Origin of the sequence: Clostridium paraputrificum (assembly GCF_900447045.1) — a bacterium.
Lineage (GTDB): Bacteria > Bacillota > Clostridia > Clostridiales > Clostridiaceae > Clostridium > Clostridium paraputrificum.
Map to the genome: position 1 here is coordinate 221,809 of NZ_UAWH01000015.1, position 23,329 is coordinate 245,137.

At 29.2% G+C, this 23,329-nt stretch carries 20 protein-coding genes; 17 read left to right on the top strand and 3 right to left on the bottom strand.

Translation table 11 applies throughout. The features are described from left to right. The first annotated feature begins 175 nt into the window (after positions 1–175). The 8 genes from DR024_RS12600 to DR024_RS12630 all read left to right on the top strand — a co-directional run bounded on the left by DR024_RS12600 (position 176) and on the right by DR024_RS12630 (position 6,398). The gene (locus DR024_RS12600) at positions 176–490 is read left to right on the top strand and encodes a DUF1648 domain-containing protein (RefSeq protein WP_027098473.1); all 315 of its coding nucleotides are present in this window, start codon (positions 176–178) and stop codon (positions 488–490) included. 96 nt (positions 491–586) lie between these two features. Then, the gene (locus DR024_RS18160) at positions 587–721 is read left to right on the top strand and encodes a hypothetical protein (RefSeq protein ID WP_271815725.1); all 135 of its coding nucleotides are present in this window, start codon (positions 587–589) and stop codon (positions 719–721) included. Positions 722–802: 81 nt separating this feature from the next. Further along, complete coding sequence (locus tag DR024_RS12605) at positions 803–1,471, top strand: DNA-3-methyladenine glycosylase (protein ID WP_027098474.1); 669 nt, start codon at positions 803–805, stop codon at positions 1,469–1,471. 44 nt (positions 1,472–1,515) lie between these two features. Further along, positions 1,516–2,460 (top strand): DUF6414 family protein, encoded by a 945-nt coding sequence (locus DR024_RS12610; protein WP_027098475.1) that lies wholly within the window; start codon positions 1,516–1,518, stop codon positions 2,458–2,460. Positions 2,461–2,620: 160 nt separating this feature from the next. After that, on the top strand, positions 2,621–3,601 hold the full coding sequence (locus DR024_RS12615; protein WP_027098476.1) for a diaminopimelate dehydrogenase: 981 nt from the start codon (positions 2,621–2,623) through the stop codon (positions 3,599–3,601). 18 nt (positions 3,602–3,619) lie between these two features. After that, a complete protein-coding gene (locus DR024_RS12620; protein WP_049177026.1) occupies positions 3,620–3,889 on the top strand; it encodes an ACT domain-containing protein in 270 nt (89 codons plus the stop codon). Between the two features lie 27 nt (positions 3,890–3,916). Further along, on the top strand, positions 3,917–5,272 hold the full coding sequence (locus tag DR024_RS12625) for a PFL family protein (protein ID WP_111919012.1): 1,356 nt from the start codon (positions 3,917–3,919) through the stop codon (positions 5,270–5,272). A 370-nt stretch (positions 5,273–5,642) separates the two neighbouring features. Beyond that, positions 5,643–6,398 (top strand): exodeoxyribonuclease III, encoded by a 756-nt coding sequence (locus DR024_RS12630; protein ID WP_027098479.1) that lies wholly within the window; start codon positions 5,643–5,645, stop codon positions 6,396–6,398. A 295-nt stretch (positions 6,399–6,693) separates the two neighbouring features. On the opposite strand, the gene DR024_RS12635 is transcribed toward DR024_RS12630, so the two are convergent. Further along, a complete protein-coding gene (locus tag DR024_RS12635; protein WP_111918936.1) occupies positions 6,694–8,115 on the bottom strand; it encodes a spore germination protein in 1,422 nt (473 codons plus the stop codon). Between the two features lie 93 nt (positions 8,116–8,208). Here DR024_RS12635 and DR024_RS12640 point away from each other — a divergent pair, with 93 nt between their 5' ends. The 4 genes from DR024_RS12640 to DR024_RS12655 all read left to right on the top strand — a co-directional run bounded on the left by DR024_RS12640 (position 8,209) and on the right by DR024_RS12655 (position 12,963). Continuing rightward, positions 8,209–8,628 (top strand): hypothetical protein, encoded by a 420-nt coding sequence (locus DR024_RS12640; RefSeq protein ID WP_027098481.1) that lies wholly within the window; start codon positions 8,209–8,211, stop codon positions 8,626–8,628. A 56-nt stretch (positions 8,629–8,684) separates the two neighbouring features. Continuing rightward, on the top strand, positions 8,685–9,425 hold the full coding sequence (locus tag DR024_RS12645) for a tetratricopeptide repeat protein (protein WP_027098482.1): 741 nt from the start codon (positions 8,685–8,687) through the stop codon (positions 9,423–9,425). 107 nt (positions 9,426–9,532) lie between these two features. Next, the gene (locus DR024_RS12650; RefSeq protein ID WP_055184170.1) at positions 9,533–11,458 is read left to right on the top strand and encodes an ABC-F family ATP-binding cassette domain-containing protein; all 1,926 of its coding nucleotides are present in this window, start codon (positions 9,533–9,535) and stop codon (positions 11,456–11,458) included. Positions 11,459–11,553: 95 nt separating this feature from the next. Beyond that, complete coding sequence (locus tag DR024_RS12655) at positions 11,554–12,963, top strand: hypothetical protein (protein WP_111918938.1); 1,410 nt, start codon at positions 11,554–11,556, stop codon at positions 12,961–12,963. A gap of 39 nt (positions 12,964–13,002) precedes the next feature. Here the strand turns inward: DR024_RS12655 and DR024_RS12660 are convergent, their stop codons facing one another. Both DR024_RS12660 and DR024_RS12665 read right to left on the bottom strand, forming a co-directional pair. Continuing rightward, positions 13,003–14,751, bottom strand: coding sequence for an ABC transporter ATP-binding protein (locus tag DR024_RS12660; RefSeq protein WP_027098484.1), 1,749 nt, complete (start codon positions 14,749–14,751; stop codon positions 13,003–13,005). A gap of 5 nt (positions 14,752–14,756) precedes the next feature. Then, positions 14,757–16,496 carry an ABC transporter ATP-binding protein gene (locus tag DR024_RS12665; RefSeq protein WP_167539561.1) on the bottom strand — a complete coding sequence of 580 codons (1,740 nt, stop codon included), beginning with the start codon at positions 16,494–16,496 and terminating at the stop codon, positions 14,757–14,759. Positions 16,497–16,659: 163 nt separating this feature from the next. On the opposite strand from DR024_RS12665, the gene DR024_RS12670 reads away from it, so the two are divergent. From DR024_RS12670 to DR024_RS18055, 5 genes are all read left to right on the top strand, one after another. Then, positions 16,660–17,304, top strand: coding sequence for a restriction endonuclease (locus tag DR024_RS12670; RefSeq protein WP_051195924.1), 645 nt, complete (start codon positions 16,660–16,662; stop codon positions 17,302–17,304). Positions 17,305–17,316: 12 nt separating this feature from the next. Then, a complete protein-coding gene (locus DR024_RS12675; protein WP_027097878.1) occupies positions 17,317–17,508 on the top strand; it encodes a hypothetical protein in 192 nt (63 codons plus the stop codon). 179 nt (positions 17,509–17,687) lie between these two features. Continuing rightward, a complete protein-coding gene (locus DR024_RS12680) occupies positions 17,688–19,211 on the top strand; it encodes a DUF2828 family protein (RefSeq protein ID WP_172458951.1) in 1,524 nt (507 codons plus the stop codon). A 184-nt stretch (positions 19,212–19,395) separates the two neighbouring features. Next, complete coding sequence (locus tag DR024_RS12685) at positions 19,396–21,570, top strand: DNA topoisomerase III (RefSeq protein ID WP_111918940.1); 2,175 nt, start codon at positions 19,396–19,398, stop codon at positions 21,568–21,570. 130 nt (positions 21,571–21,700) lie between these two features. Continuing rightward, positions 21,701–22,906, top strand: coding sequence for a S8/S53 family peptidase (locus DR024_RS18055; protein ID WP_242983109.1), 1,206 nt, complete (start codon positions 21,701–21,703; stop codon positions 22,904–22,906). Positions 22,907–23,329 lie beyond the last annotated feature (423 nt).

Consider the following 23,329-nt stretch of genomic DNA (forward strand, 5'->3'; position numbering starts at 1 on the left):
TCTTTTAACCATATCTTTCTCACCCTATCGTAAACGTAATAATATTATTATACCTTTTTCGAACCTATAAAACAAATTGTATAAGGTAATTAATACTTTATAAAACTATATAAATCATTTACATTCTGTTATAGTTGTAGTAGAATAATAGTATCAAATAAGGGAGGTGTTTATAATGAACTTTTTATTAAATGAAAGTCTACAAAAGAAAATAAATTATGGAATAATAGGTCTTACTTTATTAATTAATATTGTTGCTTTATTTTTTCTACCTAAAGAAATGGGAATACATATAAACACTCAAGGAGAAATAGATTCTTCTATTAGTAAATATATAGGAGTATTAATAATACCATTAGTAATGGTTTTGTTATCTTTTTTACGAAAAAGTGAAGCTACAGAAGCATCTAAGAAGCTTATTTATTTAATTGCAAGTATTATATTATTTTTTATAAATGGATATATTCTGTTTTTTAATTTAACTTTATAATTTAAATCCATTAAAATCATAGGTTATATATAAGGTTTTGGTACAAACTATTATTGTAAATAAATTTACAAAAATAATTTGTAGGAGGTCTTAGTTATGAAAGCTAAAAAAAATATGAAATCTATGATGAAAAAGGCTGCTAGAAAAGCAAATCTTCTTATGGAAATGGGAGAAGATATGATGGATTTAATGATGAAAGCAAGAAAGTATAAAAGAATGACAAAAAAATAGATATTATTAGAGAAACTCGAGTTTTAACTTGAGTTTCTTTTTATGCTTTAGGTTATACTATATCTTAGTGGAGGTGGCATTATGATTATTTTAAATGAAAAATTTTATGGAAGAAAAACCTTAGATGTCGCTGTAGATTTACTAGGAAAATATTTAATCCATAATATAAATGATCAATTAGTAGGAGGAAAAATAGTTGAAACAGAAGCATATACTGGAGTTAATGATAAAGCAGCTCATGTATATGGTGGTAGAAAGACTGAAAGGGTATTACCTATGTATGGAAGAGCAGGCACTTCCTATGTCTACAGAATATATGGAATGTATAACTGCTTAAATGCAATAACAGAGAGAGAAGGAGAACCTCAAGGTGTATTAATACGTGCTATTGAGCCTTTAATAGGATTAGATTACATAGCTAATATGAGATATAAAAAGAATTTTAGTGAATTGGATAAAAAGCAAAAATTGAATTTAACATCGGGACCTTCAAAGCTTTGCATGGCTCTTAATATCGATAAAAGGTTAAATAATAGATTATTATTTGAAGGGGATTTATTTATTTGTGATCTTGATGATGAGTTAAAAGCTCTATTTCAAGTAGAAGAAGAAAAAACGGGATATATAATAAAAAGTAAGAGAATAGGAATAGATTATGCAGAAGAAGCAAAAGATTTCTTATATAGATTTTATTATAATGATAATCCATATGTTTCTAAAAAGGACAAGAATGGCATAAAATTATATTAATATTAATAGACTAATATGAAACAATCCTTTGAGGACGTGAATGAATGGATGATTTATTAGACTTAGCACTTTTAATGTATTTAGATGAGGACCTTGTTCGTAATATGTCCTCATTCGTACTTAACGGATATATAGAAATTAGAACATCAAGAATTATTCAGGATTTAACTCTATCAGGAAGAGCAGGAATTGATTTAAGAGACCATTGTTTTGATGAAGATAGAACAAGTAATGATGAAAGAGAAGGATTTAAAGGAAGTAATATAACTTCTGCAGAACATTGCGAAAACACTCGTACTAATAATGCTGGAATTGAAAATAGAGAGTTTGTTAGAAGAGAAGAAGAGTTAAAGCGTGTATTTACCACATTTAATCTTCATGGAGAGCTTATAACTCAATTGAAATCTTCAAATAGATTAAAATCATTTTATGATACAACAATAAATGAAGGAGATGTATTTCCAGGAGATTACATACAAATTCATGGTAATTTAACCTCGGAATCAATTAATTCTTATCTTGATTCTGTATTAACTATTTTTGATTGTTTTGGCAGTGACAATCTTGATAAAATGATATCTAAGGGACTTAATGGAAATCTGAATTTTAAAAATATGAATCATCTACTTAGTCATTTAAGTGAAATTCTTAATAAAAATTCAACTCAAGATTTAATATTACAATGTGGAGATACTCCAGTTGTTCTTAATGTTAATAATAATTTCTTTATGAACAATAGTTCCTATATTTATGATAAGGTTGATTGTCCTTGTACAGTATATGGTAAGGTTATAAATGTTGCGCCTAATGGTAAATGCATAAGCCTTCTAAGAAAAACTGCACAACATGATTATTATGAGCATTTTTTAAATAACTGTTGCCCTTTTTGTGATCAATTAACTAGCAATGGTATATTAATGCCTAAAATGCCAAGATTAAAATGTGAAGGCGTTTCTATAATTGTAGTTCCAATAAGTATATGTTTATAAAAGAGAAGTTGAAAAGCATTCAATTTCTCTTTTTTAGTTTGTAAAACTTTACAATTATATATTTATTAAATTCAACAATTTATATTTCAAATGATTTATAATAACCTTAAATTATGGTAAAATAAGCACAAATAAACAAATTTTTAAAGGGGCTGTTAAAATGGAGAACAAAATAAGAGTAGGAATAGTTGGATATGGAAATCTAGGAAAGGGTGTTAGAAAGGCTATAAATCAGAATAAAGATATAGAACTTGAAGCAATTTTTACAAGAAGAGAAGTTAGTAAAGTATCAGAAAATGATAATTTAATGGTTCATATCTCTAAAATTGGTGATTTTAAAGATAGGATTGATGTAATGATACTTTGTGGTGGTTCTGCAACAGATTTAGTAGAACAGGGACCAATGGTTGCCGAAATGTTCAATACTGTAGATAGCTTTGATACACATGCTAAAATACCATCTTATTTTGAGAAGATGAATGAAGTTAGTACTGCTTCAGGGAATTTAAGCATAATATCTGTAGGGTGGGATCCAGGGTTATTCTCATTAAATAGACTTCTAGGTAATGCTGTTTTGCCTAATGGTAAGGATTATACCTTCTGGGGAAAAGGTGTAAGTCAAGGCCATTCAGATGCAATTAGAAGAATCCAAGGCGTTAAAAATGGAATACAATATACAATTCCAATAGAAGCTGCCCTAGAAAGGGTAAGAAGTGGCGAAAATCCAGACCTTACAACTAGAGAAAAACATTTAAGGGAATGTTTTGTTGTTGCAGAAGAAGGAGCAGATAAAACAAAAATTGAGGAAGAAATAAAGAATATGCCAAATTACTTCTCTGATTATGATACAACTGTTCACTTTATAACTGAAGAAGAGCTTAAAAGAGAACACTCAGGTATGCCACATGGTGGATTTGTTATAAGAACAGGGGAAACTGGAGAAGGAACTAAGCAAAGAATTGAGTTTTCACTAGACCTAGGAAGTAATCCAGAATTTACTTCAAGTGTTTTAGTTGCATATGCTAGAGCCATAGCTAAGATGGCTAAAGAAGGTAAGAAGGGTGCTTTAACAGTATTTGATGTCCCATTTGGATATCTTTCATCAAAGACACCTGCAGAACTTAGAAAAGAATTATTATAGAATTTAGGAGCTGATTATATGAAATCAATACTAACAGTAATAGGTAAAGATCAGGTAGGAATTATAGCAGGAATTAGCTGTGAATTACAAAAGTGTAATATGAATATTTTAAATGTTACTCAAACAATAATGGATGGGTATTTTACAATGATAATGATTTTAGATGGATCTAATGCAAATGCTTCCTTTGATGAAGTAAGAAAAAGTCTTCTAAAAAAGGGTGAAGAACTAAAGGTTGATGTAAAGATACAAAGAGAAGAGATCTTTAATTCAATGCATACACTATAATTAGGGGGCTACATAATGAATACAAATATTAATTCTCAAAATATTTTAGAAACAATAAAGATGATAGAAGAGGAAAAACTAGATATTAGAACAATAACTATGGGTATATCTTTATTGGACTGTATTGATCCAGATGGGAATAAAGCTATGGAAAAGATATATAACAAAATAGTCTCTTCTGCCAAGGATTTAGTAAAGGTAGCAAACCAAATAGAAGAAGAGTTTGGCATTCCAATAGTTAATAAAAGAGTTTCAGTTACTCCTATTTCAATCATTGCAGGAGCTACTGATGAGGAAAACTATGTTGAGTTTGCAAAAACTTTAGATAAAGCAGCAGAAACTCTAGGTATAGATTTTATAGGTGGATTCTCTGCACTTGTTCAAAAGGGATATACTAAAGGTGATAGAATTTTAATTAAGTCGATTCCAGAAGCTTTAGCCCTTACAAAGAAGGTGTGTTCTTCTGTTAATGTTGGTTCATCAAAGTGTGGTATCAATATGGATGCAGTAAGGGACATGGGAGATGTAATAAAGGAAGCAGCAGAGCTTACTAAGGAAACTAAGGGATTTGGATGTGCTAAATTAGTTGTATTTGCTAATGCAGTTGAGGATAATCCATTTATGGCTGGTGCTTTCCATGGTATTGGAGAAGCAGATAAGGTTATAAATGTTGGTGTAAGTGGTCCTGGAGTTGTTCAAAGAGCAATTGAAAAGGTTAGAGGAGAATCCTTTGATGTACTTGCAGAAACAATTAAGAAAACAGCATTTAAAATAACAAGAATGGGAGAGCTAGTAGCACAGGAAGCTTCTAAGAGATTAAATGTTCCTTTTGGAATAGTTGATCTTTCTTTAGCACCTACTCCAGCTATTGGTGACTCTGTTGCTCATATATTAGAAGAGATGGGACTTGAAACTGTAGGTACTCATGGTACTACAGCTGCCCTTGCAATGCTTAATGATGCAGTTAAAAAGGGAGGAGTTATGGCATGTAGTCATGTTGGTGGATTAAGCGGTGCTTTCATACCAGTATCTGAAGATGCAGGTATGATAGATGCAGTTGTTAATGGTTCACTAAACCTAGAAAAGCTTGAAGCTATGACATGTGTATGTTCAGTTGGATTAGATATGATTGCAGTTCCAGGAGATACTCCATCATCTACAATAGCTGCTATGATAGCTGATGAAGCAGCCATTGGTGTTATTAATAATAAAACAACAGCTGTTAGAATAATTCCTGCTCCAGGATGTGAAGTTGGAGATATGGTTGAGTTTGGAGGACTTCTAGGCACTGCTCCAGTAATGAAGGTAAACTCTAATTCTTCAGAAGACTTCATTAAAAGAGGTGGAAGAATACCTGCACCAATACATTCATTTAAAAACTAAAAGTAATAACAAGGAAACGCCGCTTTTTGCTGGTGTTTCTTTTTTGTTTTGCTTTAGGAAATTGAACAATGGATCCACTTAATGTATATGAGAAAATATAATAGCATAAATATATCTTTATATCTTTATATCTTTATATCTTTATATCTTTATATATTTATTTATAAAAAATATTTGTGAGTTAGCTGCTAGAGTTTTATATTTTATAAAGCTGAACAAGCATTTCATTTTAAAATATCATCTGTGGTTGTAGGATGAAATTAAGTTTAATAGTAAATATTATAAAAGACTATTAATACTTTTAATATTAACCATTAACAATCTTTATGTTATACTCTTTTTAGAATATAAAACTAATGGAGGTAGACAAATGAAAAAAATGATTTCATGGAACGTTAACGGTTTAAGAGCTGTTGTTGGTAAAGGGTTCCTAGATATATTTAATGAATTAGATGCAGATATATTCTGTCTTCAAGAAACTAAGTTACAAGCTGGTCAAATAGATTTAGATTTACATGGATATTATCAATATTGGAACTATGCAGAAAAGAAAGGTTATTCAGGTACTGCAATATTTACTAAAGAAGAACCTTTAAGTGTAGCTTATGGAATTGGCATAGAAGAGCATGATAAAGAAGGAAGAGTTATAACTCTAGAATTCCCTGATTATTATGTAATTACAGTATATACTCCTAATTCTCAAACTGAATTAGCTAGACTTGAGTATAGAATGACTTGGGAAGATGCATTTAGAGCATATTTAAAATCATTAGAAAAAAATAAACCAGTAATAGTTTGTGGTGACTTAAATGTTGCGCATAAAGAAATCGACTTAAAAAATCCTAAAACTAATAGAAAAAATGCTGGATTTACTGATGAAGAAAGAAATAAGTTTACTGAGTTGTTAAGTTCAGGATTTATCGATACATTTAGATTCTTCTATCCAAATCAAGAAGGAATATATTCTTGGTGGTCATATAGATTTAAGGCAAGAGAAAAGAATGCAGGATGGAGAATTGACTACTTTGTAACATCAGAATCATTAAAGGATAGATTAGTCGGTGCTAAGATTCATACAGATATCTTTGGATCAGATCACTGTCCAGTTGAATTAGAAATTAATTAATATAAAATAGTTAATAGATTAAAAGAGATTTTGTAATAACTCAGCTCAGGGAGCTGAGTTATTTTTAATTTTACAAACCAACTAAGATTAAATGATATTGTATGTGTTTCCTATAATAACAATTAATCAGAAGAATTATTAAACTTAATGAGATTAATAGGAGAAGTTATAGTTTAAAAAATATATAATCCCCTATGGCATATAAACCAACAAGGAAGAGAAATTTCAAAAGCAACTACTCTTCCTTGTTAATATTATCCTTCTTATCTCTTTTCTCTCTTTTATCTTAATTATCTTAAATCTTTCTTTTCTTACTTTTAATGCTAGTTCTAAACAATAAATGCATTAACGCTCTTCCGTTAAAAGGTATAAGGGGATAAAGATATGGCTCACCTGTAAATGTTCTAGTTGTGGCAAGTAATATAATACCAAGTATAAATCCACCAATAAGTCCCTTTAATCCTAATAGTGAAGTTAATATTAATAGCAATATCCTAAAGAACTTTATTGCAAACCCTAGTTCAACAGATTGCTGAGTAAATGTAGCTAAAGCAACTATTGCCATATAAAGTATAGTTTGAGGTAAAAACCATCCAGTCTTTATTGTAAAATCCCCTAAAATTAACGCACCAACAACAGATAAGGACATGCCTAAAGAGTTTGGAGTGTTTAATGATGCAAGCCTTAACCCATCAATTGCAAATTCCAGTAATAAGAATTGCCAAAATATCGGTATATGGTATGGGGCAGTTGGAAGTAAAAATCTATGATATTCTGGTAAAGTATCAGGATATTCTGTAATTAATAAATATATTGGAGTAATAAATAAAGTCATAAGTAAAATAGCATTTCTAAGAAACCTTAAATAATTTCCTGTTAATATAGGCGAATAATAATCATCAACATCCTCTAAGAAATCAAATACACTAGTAGGAAGAAGCATAGCTGAAGGATTGTTATCAACTAGAAGAGCAATCTTACCTTCTAATATATGAGCTGCAGTAACATCAGGTCTTTCTGTATACCTAACTTTAGGAAGTGGATTATACCAAGTCTTTTTACTAATGCATTCTATTAAACTCTGATCTCCTAAAGTTAATGCATCAACTTCAATTTCAGCTAATTGTTTTTTTACAGTTTCTAATGCTTCTGGTTTAGTTCTATCTTCTATAAAGGCAATTGCTACATCTGTTTTAGATTCTCTTCCAACAGAAACCATCTCAAATCTTAGTTTTGGATCTCTTATCCTTCTTCTTATTAGTGCACTATTAAATACTATAGTTTCAACAAAACCATCTCTAGCTCCCCGTAAAACCTTTTCCTTATCTGGTTCTTCTGGTCCTCTAGCAGGATAAGTTCTAAGATCAATCATTATACACTTATCTAAATTTTCTACAAACATTGCAGTTTGACCAGAAAGGAGAGCTTTAATTATATTTCCAAAATCCTCTTCCTCTGAAACTTCTATAGCACTAATACATGTTGTAATAATTTCTTCTGCAGTTTTTGCTTTTGCTATATTATCTTCTTTATATACACAAAAGCTTTGTATTAAGGACTGAAGTGATTCATCCTTAACAAATCCATCTAAGAAGAACAAGCTAACACGCCTTCCCTTAAGATTTAATTCTCTATATAAAACATCAAAAGACTTACCAAAACCTATTTCATCTTTTAAATAGTTTACATTTTTATTATAATCAGTACTAATATTCATATTCCCACCTCATAATCTTAGGATACTCATCTTGTAAAATAATATACTTTCTTGTAAAATGCATAGTATGACTTTAAATAGAAGGTGGCACAAATGATAGAAATAAAATTAGAAAAGAATAAAAGAAATGAACCAATTTTAAAACTAAGGGTTACAGAAGAAGATTTAAAGGATAAGTCATTTATTAAGAGAGCTTTAATGGAAGGTACATCTCTAAAGGGAGAGTATAACTATAAGGTTCCAATAAGATTTTTTCTACCAATTATAAATAAGTTAGATTCTAAGGAGTATGAAATACATAAGGATTCATTAGACTTTTTCTTGGAGTTTTCTGATGATTATGACGAAAAGTATTATTATAGAACTGAAGCTGATGCAAAATATATGAAGCGCTGGAGAGAGGAAGGATGTCCAAATATTTATAAAACTATTATAGATATTAATAATAAAAAAACCTATAAAGAAATTGCATTTAAAAGAGTAGGAAATACTTTTTCTTCGGCATTTGAGTAATAGTTCATATTACTGTATACTTATAGTAAGTTTAAAAGGGATTGGGGGATATAATTTTGGAAAGTAACACATATAAGCTAAAATTACAAAAGGTAAAGGGTACATGGACTACTTATCTTTTTGTAGTAGGTATAGGTGCGTTCTTCTTAGATTGGAGACTTGGAATAGCAATAGTATTAGTTGGAGTTGCCTTTACAATTAAGTTTAAGAATGACCCTGACAATAATTCAGCATTATTTTATAACTATGCTTTAACTTTATACTCAAAAGGGGATGCAAAGAAGGCAAAGGATGCCTTAAACAATGCTGTATATTATAGAAAAGATAATAAAGAGGCATACTTTTTTTTAGGGTGCTTATATTTTGATGAAAAGGACTATACTAACGCCTTAACATATTTAAAAAGAGGTGGAGTAGATAAGGTGAAAGATCCAAGCTTAACCTATGTTTTAGGAAGATGCTATTATCATACTGAAAACTATAAAGAAGCTATTAAGTATTTAACTATGATTACATATGAAGGTAATGAGTATCTTGAAAATGAAAGATTAACAGCTTTAGGCTATGCAGCATGTGAAGCTGAGGAATATGAACTTGCATATGATTCACTAAGTAAAGTGAAAATTGACCTAGATGAAATTAAGGGGGATGCCTTAGAGTATTGTTACTACTATGGAGAAGCATGCTATTATACAGATAGGGATGAGGAAGCAAAGGAATATCTAGGTAAGGTATATGAAAAGGATCCTTATTATAAGTATATAGATGTATTTTCAAAGGAAATAGAATTTAATTAAGTAGAAAGCACTGCTATTACAGTAGTGCTTCTTTTTAATTCTTCATTATTTTTGAAACTTATGCTAGTATATGAATATATAAAGGTTACATAAAGAGGAGAATATATATGAATTTAATTACACTAGAAAATATAAGCAAAAGTTATAGTGAAAAAACATTATTAAACAATGTTTCACTTGGTATAAATGACGGGGATAAAATAGGTATTATAGGTATAAATGGTGCTGGTAAGTCAACCCTTTTAAAAATAGTAACAGGAAAAGAGGAATTCTTTGATGGAAGTGTTACAAAGGGGAAAAATGTTAGGATAGAGTTTCTTTCTCAAAGTCAAGATTTTCAAGATGATGCAACTGTATTAGAGCAAATCTTTAAGGGTGATAGTAAAGAAATGAAGCTTTTAAGAGATTATGAAGAAACTCTTGAAAGTCTAAATTCTTCACCTTCTAATTTTGATGAGCTTAATGAAAGGCTAATAAAGCTTCAAGGTGAAATTGATGGATTAAATCTATGGGAGCTTGAAAGTGAAGCTAAAAGCATATTAAATAAACTTGGAATAACTAAATATGAAGAAAAGATAAAAAATCTATCTGGAGGACAAAAGAAGAGAGTTGCTCTTGCTTCTGCTCTTATTACTCCTTGTGATTTGTTGGTATTAGATGAGCCTACAAACCATTTAGATTCAGATTCTATAGAGTGGCTAGAAGAATATTTAAATTCTAGAAAGGGTGCATTAATTATGATTACTCATGATAGATACTTCCTTGATAGAGTAAGTAATAGGATAGTAGAGCTTGATGGAGGAAATCTATATACATATGAAGGCAACTATACTGCTTTCCTAGAGAAAAAGATGGAAAGAATTGAAATAGAAGAGGCTCAAGAAGAAAAGAGACAATCTCTAATTAAAAAAGAGTTAAAATGGGTAAAAAGAGGTGCTAAGGCTAGAACTACAAAACAAAAAGCAAGATTACAAAGGTTTGATGACTTAGTTAATCAGGAATATGTAAAAAGAGAAACAGATGTAGAAATGTCTTTTATAGGAACTAGATTAGGTAAGAAGATAATTGAAATTAACCATATAAATAAAGGTTTTGATAATAAAGAATTAATACATGATTTTAGCTATATCTTCACTAAGGAGGATAGGATAGGTATTATAGGTAATAACGGAGCTGGAAAAACAACGCTAATTAATATGCTTAAGGGAGCTATAAAGCCTGATAGTGGAGAAATAGAAGTTGGAGAAACAGTAAAGATAGGATGCTTTTCTCAGGATGACTCTCATATGGACTCTAATTTAAGAGTAATAGATTATGTTAAAGAAGGGGGAGAGTATATCCCTGTAGCAGATGGAACAAAAATAACTGCATCTACAATGTGTGAAAGATTCCTATTTGATGGAACTATGCAATATACAAAAATAGAAAAGTTATCTGGTGGAGAAAGAAGAAGACTTCATCTTTTAAGAGTTTTAATGGAAGCTCCAAATGTTCTTCTACTGGATGAACCTACAAATGATCTTGATATTAATACACTTAACATATTAGAAGACTTTTTAGATAGCTATATTGGTGTAGTAGTAGTTGTTTCCCATGATAGATACTTCTTAGATAGAGTGTGTAATAAGATATTTGCATATGAAGGAAATGGTGAGATTGTGACTTATAATGGTAACTACAGTGATTATAGTATTAAAGTCGAATTAAAGAAGGCTAATAAGGAAACAGAAGTTAAAAAAGAAAAAAAAGAAAATGCTCAAAGAGTAAGAGAAAGAGATTCAAGACCAAAATTTAGTTTTAAGGAACAGAAAGAATATGAAGAAATTTCTTCTGTAATAGAAAACCTAGAAAATGAAATAGCAAATGTAGATAAATTAATGCAAGAAAATTCAGCAAGTTACTCAAAGCTACAAGAGCTTATGACAGAAAAGGAGAAATTAGAAGAAGAACTTCTATATAAATATGAAAGATACGAGTATTTAGAGGATTTAGCCCAAAGAATTGAGGAATATAAGAATAATAATAAGATATAATTATTTCGAAAAACAATTGGAAATTAATTCTAGATGGGTTATAATTGTAGTAGGAGTTTGGGAATAATCGTTTATTTATGGGGTGTGTAGCGACTATGAAAGAGAATAATGGTATAAATGGGAATATAGAAAGTAGTTCTGAACTTGTTGCAGTAACTACTAATAATGATGTAACTAAGGAATACCTGGATAAGAGCAAGAAGTTATTAGAGGACTTTAAAAAAATGCAAAATGTAATAATGGAAGCTCAAGGACCTGATATTTCTATACTTATTAAAGTTGCTCAAAATAATCTTACTAAAACTGCCATGGAGCAAGCTAGTGAGATGATTAAAGAGTTTCAGGGAAACTTTAATGAAGATTCTGTTGAAGACTTTATAGAACATTCAATATCTTTAATTACATCTATAGAAACGGCAAATTATTTATATGGAAGTATTATTGATATTCAAGATATAAGAAAATATATATCGGCTAAAGTTACCAAGCAAATAGTTATAAGAAGTCGTAAATTATTAGAACTACTTAAGGATACTAACTTTGAGGATAAGGTAAAGCTATCCATAATAGTAGAACAGCTTAATCTTTGTATTAAAGTATTTGACTATTGCTGGGATATCTATCCTAAGAATATAAAATCATTAAAAGAAACTAATAATATAGTCGAAGTTATGATAACTAATAGAATAAAACTTGGTTTAGATAACTACAATATTGAAGTTCTAAGAATGATGATAGATAGAAATATCTCAAAAATTGAGGCTTCAAAGATAAAGAAAGTAGCTAATGATACTGTAGTTGGACAGGCAATGAATAATAATTCAAATGTTACTTCAAAAGATATAGAAGGTGATAATATCATTGTTACCAATGATAATTCTTTCTTTGCAAACTTTGACATAGAGGAAGATAATTCTACTACAGCTTTAGTACAAACCAATAATACTATAACTGATAGATTTGTAGATATCACAAATAAGGTTATTAAAGAGGTAACAGAAAGCTCATCAAATGATTTTATGAATATAGCATTACAGAAGTTTTATTCTATAATAGGTGTTATAGAAACAATGAATTATCTTAAGGGTAATGTAGTTGATAAACATGCAGTTTCATTGAATATATCTAATCTTTTAACAGAAATGATTTTCTCTAACTATACAGCTATTAAGCATAGTTGGGATGAAATGGTCGATAAGAGTCCAGAAGACTACACAGCTTATGCTAAAGAAGTTAAAAAGTATTGTGAGATATTAGTTGAAGCTTATGAAATGAGTAAGGATAACATTAATGCATTAAAAAAATGTGTTACTATAGAAAATGATTTATATAACATGAAGAGTGAATTTAACTTTAAGAAATTTGAGGTTGAAAAACTTAATAAATCAATAGATAAGCACTTAGAAATAATTAAGAAAAAAGATACTTCATTTACAGTTGAAAGAAAGAAGCCAGAGAAGGATACAAAGAAGAAAAAAGGAATATGGGCTAAGATATTTAGTTAGTTATAAAAACTCTAGCAAAATTTTTGCTAGAGTTTTATTTTATTCATTTACAATTCCCTTTAATGAAGAGAATTGATTTTGGTATAGTTCATTATAGAATCCCTTTAAGGATATTAAATCTTTATGTGTTCCTTCTTCAACTACCTTACCATCCTTAATTACAACAATTTTGTCAGAATTAATTATAGTTTTTAATCTATGAGCTATGACAAAGGATGTTCTTCCTTCCATCATGGTGTTCATGGCCTGTTGAAGCTTTTGTTCTGTAATCATATCTACATTGCTTGTAGCCTCATCTAGTATTAATATATCAGGGTTAGCTAAGATGGTTCTAGCAATGGATAAAAGTTGCTTTTGTCCTTTACTAAATATATTACTATCACTTGTTATTTCTGTATCATATCCCTTAGGTAAACTAATTATGTAATCATGTATATTAGCTTTAATACAAGCAGTTTCAATTTCATTATCAGTAGCATCTTCTTTTCCAAATAGAAGATTTTCTCTAATTGTTCCACTAAAAAGAATAGTATTTTGAAGAACAATACCTATTCTTTTTCTTAAAGAGTAGAAGTTTATATCTTTTATCTTTAAATCATCAAAATATATCTCACCATCTTTAGTATCATAAAACCTATTTAAAAGATTAATAATAGTTGTTTTACCTGATCCTGTAGGGCCTACAATTGCAATCTTTTCACCTTTAAAGGCTTCAATATTTATTCTTTTAAGTATAGTCTTTTCATCATTATAGGAGAAAGATACATCCTTCATATTTACATATCCATTTAAAACATCTATTTCCTTTGCATTAGGAGTATTTTTTATATCAGGTTCCTCCTTAAGTATATCCATAACTCTTTCAGCGCCAGTAAAGGCTAATCCTAATTGGTTATAAAGATTAGACATTTGGTTTATTGGTTGAAAGAATAATCTAGCAAAGTTTATAAATGTAACTATAAGTCCAATACTTGCATCACCCTTTAAGGTAAGCATAGAACCAGCTACTATAATCAAAACTAAGGTTACATTAGATAATCCGTTCATAAGAGGAATCATTAAGTAAGAAGTAAACTGCGCTTTTATTGCAGTATCTTTAAAACTTTTATTTTTCTCATGAAATCTTCTAACAACCTCATTTTCTAGACCATAGGCTTTAACTACCTTAAGTCCAGAAATCTCTTCTTCAATATAGGCATTAAGATCTCCAAGCTTTCCTTGTTGCTCTCCATATAACTTTCTAGTTCTTTTAATTAAAAAAGTTACAATTATAGCTAGGAATGGTGTGGCAATTAAAGTTATTAAGGCTAATTTAACATTTAATATAAGCATAAATATTAATACTCCAACTAATTGAATTAAGTTAGAAGTTAGCTCAATTATACTATTAGATAGTGTTATACCAATATTGTCTATATCATTAGTAAATCTACTTAATAACTCACCATGTGGAGTAGAATCAAAAAATCTTAGTGATAAGGTTTCTATTTTATTAAATAGGTCAGTTCTAATCTTATTTACAGTTTGTGATGCCACATCAGCATTTATATAGTTTTGGAACCATCCTGCAAGGGATGATAGAGCATATACACAAAATAAAACAATTACCCACTTAACTAAACCGTCAACATTAGGTATAGTTATATAATTATCTATTATATATCCCATTAGGAAAGGACCTATAAGCTTAGTTAAGGTATAAACTATAATAGAAAAGCTTATAATTATAAGCTTAGTTTTATGTTCTTTTAAATATGATAATATGAACTTTAAGCCTCTGTTATTCATATATGCTAAGCCTCCTCTCCAAGTTGTGTATTATATATGTTTTTATAATGAACACTACTATTCATTAATTCTTCATGACTTCCTACTGCAAGTATTTGTCCTTGATCTATAAGAACAATCTTATCTGCATCAATTATTGAAGATATTTTTTGTGCAACCATTATAGTAGTAGTATTCTTCAGTTCTCTATTTAAAGCCTTCTTAACTAAGCTTTCAGACTTTGCATCAAGGGCAGAGGTTGAATCATCTAAAATAAGTATTCTAGGGTTACCAACTAACCCTCTAGCAATAGAAATTCTTTGTTTTTGACCACCAGATAAATTATTACCTCTTTGATATACAATAGATTCATAATTTTCAGGTAGTCTATCAATGAACTCTTTTGCTTGTGCAATTTTTGCAGCTCTTGTTATATCATCTTCAACAGCATCTAAATCCCCTTGAACTATGTTGGATTTTACAGTTCCAGAGAATAGAGTAGCACTTTGAAGTACAATAGATATATTTTTTCTAAGGGTAGCCTCATTGTAGTTTCTTATATCCACACCATCTAATAGAACCTTCCCTGATGTAGGGTCGTAGAATCTTGGTATTAAATTTACTAAAGTGGATTTACCAGAACCAGTAGAACCTATAATACCTACAAATTCTCCTTCTTTAATATGAAGATTAACATCCTTTAAGGCATATTCCTCAAATCCATCTGTTTCATCATAATCAAAGGAAACATTCTCGAAGGTAATATCTCCTCTAATATCATCAGCGTTCTTTGAGGTATTCATAAATACTACATCACTAGTAGCATTCATTATGTTTTCAACTCTTTTTGCTGAAACCATAGCTCTTGTAAAATTCATAAACAATAAGCTTGCTATTATAAGAGCAACTAATAATTGTGATAAGTAATTTATAAATGCAACTAAAGAACCTATTGGTAAATCATTATTTATAGCTGATTTACCACCAAACCATAAAATCGCAACTATACCTAAGTTAATACTTGCTAAAAATATAGGCAAAATAGTACCTACCATTCTAGATGTACTAGTATTTAGTTTTGCTAAATTAGAGCTTTTGCCTTTAAATTTTTCCTTTTCGTTATTTTCTTGAACAAATGATTTTACTGCCATAATACCATCAAAATTTTCTTTCAATGTAGTATTCATATCATCTAATCCTTGTTGAGCTCCATAAAATAGGGGATATGATTTCTTAATAATAAGAAATAATGCAATAGAAATTACTAAAATAATAACTAAATAAATAGGAGATAATCTTGGTGCTGTTATAATACCTAAAATTATACTTCCAATAAAAAGTAGTGGTGATCTAATCAATATTCTAGTACCTGACATAACAAAGTTTTGAAGTTGATTTATGTCATTAGTCAACACAACTATAAGATTAGAAATACTTAATTCATCAATATTTCTAAAGGAAAGCCTTTGTATTTTATCAAAGGTACCTTCTCTAAGATTCATTGCAAAAATAGTTGATATTTTACTAGAGTTATATGTGTTTAAAATACCAAGTAAAACTCCAACTACAGCTATGAATATCATTAAAGCACCTAACTCTACTATGAGAGTTTTATCATTATTTTTTATTCCTCTATCAATTACTATTTGGAGTAAAAAAGGTTGAACAAGTTCACATAGAACCTCTAAAATCATAAAGATAGGGGCAATAAACACTAAAATCCCTAAAGAAGAGAAATAGGGTTTAAACTTTTTAAGCGTTGCCAAATATATCATCCTCCCTGAAAAAAGTTTCTAAAAGTAGTATTCCTAAATAATTAAGATTTATCCTTGTCTATAAACAATAGAAAAGGGTGAAAATTTAATATATAATAAGTATTACAATATGATATTTATTTGTAGTAGACGTGGCAGAAAAGAGGAGATTTAATTGAAGAAAAGACTTAACAGAACGCAGCAAACAAGATTTTTATTGTATTTAATTTATTTCTTAATTTTAGGTATATTATTACTAGTAGGTAAACTAAAATTAAATTACTCCATTATATTATTTTTAGTTGTAGAAATTATCTTTCATAAGTATAAAAGTTGGAGAAATAAAAGATTTTATCATGCAAGTATAAATATTGTAGACAAGATGACAGGGGAAGAATTTGAAGAATTTTTAGAATTACACTTTAAAAAAGAAGGATATAAAACTCACTTAACACCAAAGACAAGTGATTATGGTGCAGACCTTGTTGTTAAAAAAGGAAAAGAAAAGATTGTAGTTCAAGCTAAGAGATGGAATCAAAATGTTGGTGTAGAGGCAGTGCAGCAAGCAGTAGCTTCTATAAAGTACTATAAAGCACATAGAGCAATGGTAATTACAAATAGTAGTTTTACTGAAAATGCAAGAAACTTAGCAAAGGCTAATAATGTTACATTAATAGATAGAAAAGATATATTAAAATTAACAGAGAAGAATGAAAACTGTCCATTATGTAATAGTAGATTACAAAAGAAAGAAGGAAAATATGGATTTTTCTATGGATGTACAAATTATCCAAAGTGTAAATATACAAAATCATTATAGGAGACAATTTATATGGAATTAAGGATACAAGTAAAGGGTAAAAATGAACCAATAGTTTTTAAGGGAGATAGAATAGATGTATTAGACTTCCAAATGAACGGGGTTAAATATAAGCAAATAAGATATTTTAGAAAAGGCTTTTCAAAGTCAGAATATATAGATGAAAGCCTTATAAAGAGAATTACAGAAGTTAAAAATTCTTAAGTTTACTTAATCATTAAAATGTACTATTAAAGAAAAAACTGCATATACATGATAGTGTAAAGATACTAACAGCTTAATAAAATATGTATCTTGTTTAATAAAGACACTAACAGCTTATTTATGCTCGGTTAATTTATTAGCTGGGCATAATGTGTCTTGTGGTATTTAAGGAGGATTATATGAGCTTTGAATTATTTAATAAATTAAAAGAGGATATAATTAATATTGATGAAAATTTATATGAGGATCTTGAAGAAGATTACAATGAAATAATAGAAATAGATAATACATCTATACATAACTTGAACTTTTTTTCAAAAGGGATGTTTCTTAGAGATATAAATGAAGAGGATATAATAGAGTTATTTTCTAAGGCTTATGAGGAAGATGAGAAAAAGGCTCTTAAAATTCTATTTTTCATTAGGGATAAGGAAAAGGGACTTGGAGAGAGAAGGGTTTTTAGGGTATGTTTAAACTATTTAGGTAATATAGATTCTAATATACTTAAAGAAAACCTTTCCTTAATACCACACTATGGTAGATGGGATGATTTGTATTCCTTATTTGATACTAAGCTTGAAAATGAAACAATAAAGCTTATAAAAGATACGTTAAACAAGGACTTGAATTCTTTAGCACCAAGCACCTTAGCAAAATGGTTGAAATCCGAAAATACTTCTTCACCAGAATCAAGAAGGTTAGGAAAGAAAACCAGATTATTACTTAATATATCTTCAAAAGAATATAGAATAACACTATCTAAACTTAGAAAAAAATTAAATATAGTAGAAAGTTCTATGAGCAAAGGAGATTGGGAAAGTATACAGTATGGTAATATAACCTTTAAATCTATAAATAAATATAAAAATGCATTTTTAAAACATGATTATAGTAGATATAAAGAATATAGGGAGCTCTATAGGCAATTCTTAGAATATAGAGGGGGAGGATTAAAAGAGAGCCTTATAGATGAAAATTTCCCTTATATGTTTGTAGAGGATTTTATAAAAAATGGACATGCTTCATTCCTGTATGAGTATAAGAGTTATATAAAACAATATAAGGGAGATACAGTAGTATCTTTAGGGTTATCCTCAAAGAATTTTATAAATAATAAGAATATAAATACCCTATATGGTGGAGTAGGTACTATATTATATTTTCTAAGAGAAAATAGAGGCAAGTATAAGAAACACATAATTACCATGAAGCCTAAACCTAACTTTAAAAAAATTGATATGGATAACATAAAAGATAAGATAGAGGAAATAGTGAAAGCATCAGTTTGTAATGAAATAAATGTAGAGGCAGCTTTAGATTTAATACTTTTTGCGGCTATCAAACACGGAATAAATGAAGAAGATATTCCTAGGAGACTTTTATTTATAATAGATCCAGGTTGTAAAATTTCAATGCTTTCTAAGGGTAACAATAAGGATACTCCTTACTTTGTAAATGCAGAGGAATTTGAAAGAATTAAAGAAAAGTGGCAATATGCAAATTTAAATATACCTCATCTCATATTTTGGAATATAGATAAAAGAAGGGAAAGCTCAACTATTATTAAATATAGCGATAACTTTACCTATGCATTTGGATATTCTAATGAGGTATTTATATCTCTACTGAATGATGAAAGTAATTCAACTCAAGATTTATTAAATAAAGTACTAGAGGATAATCGTTATAAAGCAGTCATATAATTATGGCTGTTTGTTTTTACTATTTGGTTGCCTTTAGTAGGAGTGGTGGGATTTATTTCTATGTGACTTGGAGCGTAGCGACTGAACAAGCAAAATAAATATCTCCCCCGCCTTTTATATATATTTTTTCCTTTCTTTAGTTTATAATGAAGGTTAAAGACTTCAATGAATTAGGAGGAAGCATATGAGTTTAAAGATAGTACTAGCAGAAAAACCTTCTGTAGGAAGAGAAATTGCTAGAGTTTTAAAATGTAAGAATAATAAAGGAAGTTATATAGAAGGGAATGGATACATAGTAACATGGGCATTAGGTCATTTAGTAGGACTAATGGATCCAGAAGGTTATGGAGATAAATATAAAAAGTGGAGCATGGAGACATTACCAATGCTACCTAAGCCAATGAAGCTTACGGTATTAAAGAAAACAAGTAAGCAATACAATGAAGTAAAAAAGCAACTACTTAGAAATGATGTAGAAGAAATTATAATTGCTACTGATGCAGGAAGAGAAGGGGAGCTAGTAGCAAGATGGATAATAGATAAATCTGGTGTTAGAAAGAAGATAAAAAGACTTTGGATATCTTCACAAACTGATAAGGCTATATTAGATGGCTTTAAGAATCTTAAAGATGGTAGAGCATATGATAATTTATATAAGGCAGCAGTATGTAGAGCAGAAGCAGATTGGCTAGTAGGTTTAAACGTAACTAGAGCTTTAACCTGTAAATATAATGCTCAATTATCAGCAGGAAGAGTACAATCACCTACTTTAGCTATGATAGTAAATAGGGAAGAAGAGATAAAAAACTTTAAACCAGAGGACTACTACAATTTAAAAGCCCTAACTGATAAGTTTACGCTTTCGTGGGTAAGTCCAAAGGGAAACTCTAATATCTTCAAGGAAGAGGTTGCTAAATCTATTTTAGATAAGACTAAGAACTCTACAGGAGAGGTAATTGACGTTACAAAGAGTAGAAAGAAAAAATATTCTCCAGCATTATACGACTTAACAGAACTACAAAGAGATGCTAATAAAATTTGGGGATACTCAGCAAAGCAAACTCTTAATATAATGCAAAGATTATATGAAAACTACAAATTATTAACTTATCCAAGAACTGATTCTAGATATATATCATCTGATATTTTACCTACAATACCAGATAGACTAAGAGGAATATCAGTGGGAGAATATAGAGCATATGCAGATAAGTTATTAAAACAAGGTGTTAAGGGAAATAAAAGCTTTGTAGATAACTCAAAGGTTAGTGATCACCATGCTATTATACCTACAGAAGAAAAGCTTAACCTTGGAGTTTTAAGTTCAGAAGAGAAAAACATATATAATTTAGTTGTAAAAAGATTCTTAAGTGTAATGTTACCACCATATGAATATGAACAAACTACAATAAAGGTAAACATAAATGGAGAGATTTTCTTAGCTAAAGGAAATATAACATTAGAAAAGGGATGGAAAGCACTATATCAAAGAGAAGATTTAGATGATGAAGAGGGAACACAAGAATTACCTACATTAAAGGTTAATGATAAATTAAATATAAGAAAGATAGAGCTTATAAAGAAACAAACAACTCCTCCAGGAAGATTTAATGAAGGAACTTTACTATCTGCTATGGAAAATCCACATAAGTATATAAATGTAGGGAAGGATGCAGCAAAGACATTAGGGGAGACTGGTGGTCTTGGAACAGTTGCAACTAGAGCAGATATAATAGAAAAATTATTTAATTCATTTGTAATAGAGAAGAGGGGGAAGGATATTTATCCTACATCTAAGGGAATACAATTAATAGAACTTGTTCCTGAAGAACTAAAATCTCCTTTGCTTACTGCTAAGTGGGAAAAGGACCTAGAGGATATATCGAAAGGAAAAGCAAATGATAAAGCTTTTATAGAAAACATGAAGGGATATGCTACCTCATTAGTAGAAGATGTAAAGAAGGGAACAACTAAGTTCCATCATGATAATCAAACAGGAAAGAAATGTCCTAACTGTGGAAAGTATATGCTTGAAGTTAACGGCAAAAACGGAAGAATGCTAGTGTGTCAAGATAGGGAATGTGGTTATAGAGAAAACTTAGCTAGACTTACTAATGCAAGATGTCCAGAATGTAAGAAGAGGTTAGAACTTAGAGGACATGGAGAAGGAAAAATCTACGTATGTCCAGGACAAAACTGTAATTTTAGAGAAAAGGCTAGCCAATTTGAAAAGAGATTCGACAAAAATGCTAAGGTAGATAAGAAGGCAGTTAATAATATAATGAAAAAGATGAAAAAAGAAGCAGAGGAGTTTAATAATAATCCTTTTGCAGATTTACTAAAAAATATGAATAAATAAGATAGAAAAAGCTATAATGCATTTTTATATGTGTTATAGCTTTTTTGGTCAATCATATGTAATATATTTCTATATAATATATATAATGTTACAATAGAGTAAAATATAATATGTGAGTAGGAGGTTATATATGAAAAAAATATTGTCAATGTCATTAATTTTAACTTTCATAATCTCATCGTGTTTATTAATATCTTGTTCTAATAATGATACTTGGCAAAAGGGTTATATTCAGAATCATCCAAAGAATAATCTTATATCAATGCAAAAAATTCAAAACGAAAGAGCTGATAATATTAAGTACGGAAAAGATATCTATGGAATTGTAGATTTAAAGACTACTAAAGTTGACAGTCAATATATAAATAGATTATCATTATCTGATTTGAATGATTTTATGAATTTTGATGATTTAACAGAGTGGCCCAAATATTTACCTAAAGGTTTTGACCCTCAAAAACTTATGGAAGAGGGAAAAGAAAAGAAGCTAAACTTAAAAAAAGTACATGATAAAGGCTATAATGGTGCTGGCGTAGGTATAGCTATGATAGATCAAACATTACTAGTAGACCACGTAGAGATAAAGGATAATCTAAAATTTTATAAAGCCTTTTCTAAAGAAAAAGAAGTTGCTAGTATGCATGGAGTAGAAATGGCTTCAATTGCAGTAGGAAAGAATGTAGGCGTTGCCCCTAATGCTGACCTTTATTTCGTAGCTGAGGATTGTTATGATTATGAAACAAAAGAACAAGATTTTACTCATGTAGCTGAAGATATTTTAAATATTATTGAATTGAATAAAACATTAGATAATAAAATTAGAGTTATTTCATTTTCTAGTGGTTATTCAAGTAAGTATACTGAAGATGGTAAAATAATAAAAGGTTCTGTAGAATTAGAGGAGGCTATAAGAAAAGCTGAAGAAAATGACATTGAGGTGTTATGCCTAATACCAGGAAATAATATTAATAAGTTTCAAAGTTTAACAAGAACATCTTATGAAGATGTTAATGATTTTAATAATTATAAGCCATATTTTTATACTAATGCTCCTGATGACACTTTATATGTTCCAACAGATAAAAAAACCTATGCTTCTTTTTTGGGGGAAGATAAATATGCTTACGACTCCTGGGGTGGCATGAGTTCTATAGTCCCTTATGTTGCGGGATTATATGCCTTGGCATGTCAAGCTGATAATAGTATAACTTTTGAAAAGTTTCTTGAAGTAGTTGACAAAACCGCTTATGAATCAGAATGTGTTTCAAAAGAGTATGGTAAACAAAGATTTAAGATTATTAATCCCAATGCTATCATTGAAGAATTAATAAGTTAATTTAATAGAAATAAATAAGTGGCTTACAGTAAGGGAGAAGGAGAGTAGTGAAAGTTAAAATTATTAAGATAAAAAAAGATGTGAGATTAAGCAATTATTTAGATTCTTTACTATTTTATAGCTAAAAATTACGGCATTTATTTCTGATTATATAATAGTTATGATCACTTGTTTGTTATGCTTACTACTTACAATAAATAATAAGTATTTAAAACATAGATTTTTATATCTATGTTTTTATTAAATTTGCTTCATTTTTTTATTTTACCTTATCTGACCTTATATGGTTGATATAATTTACTTTTATTATATATTATTACATTTATGTATTTATAATATTAATATATAATTTTATTCTATATCATGATAATAAATACTTATTATACTTTTTATTATATTAAATGATAAAATTATAATATTTTT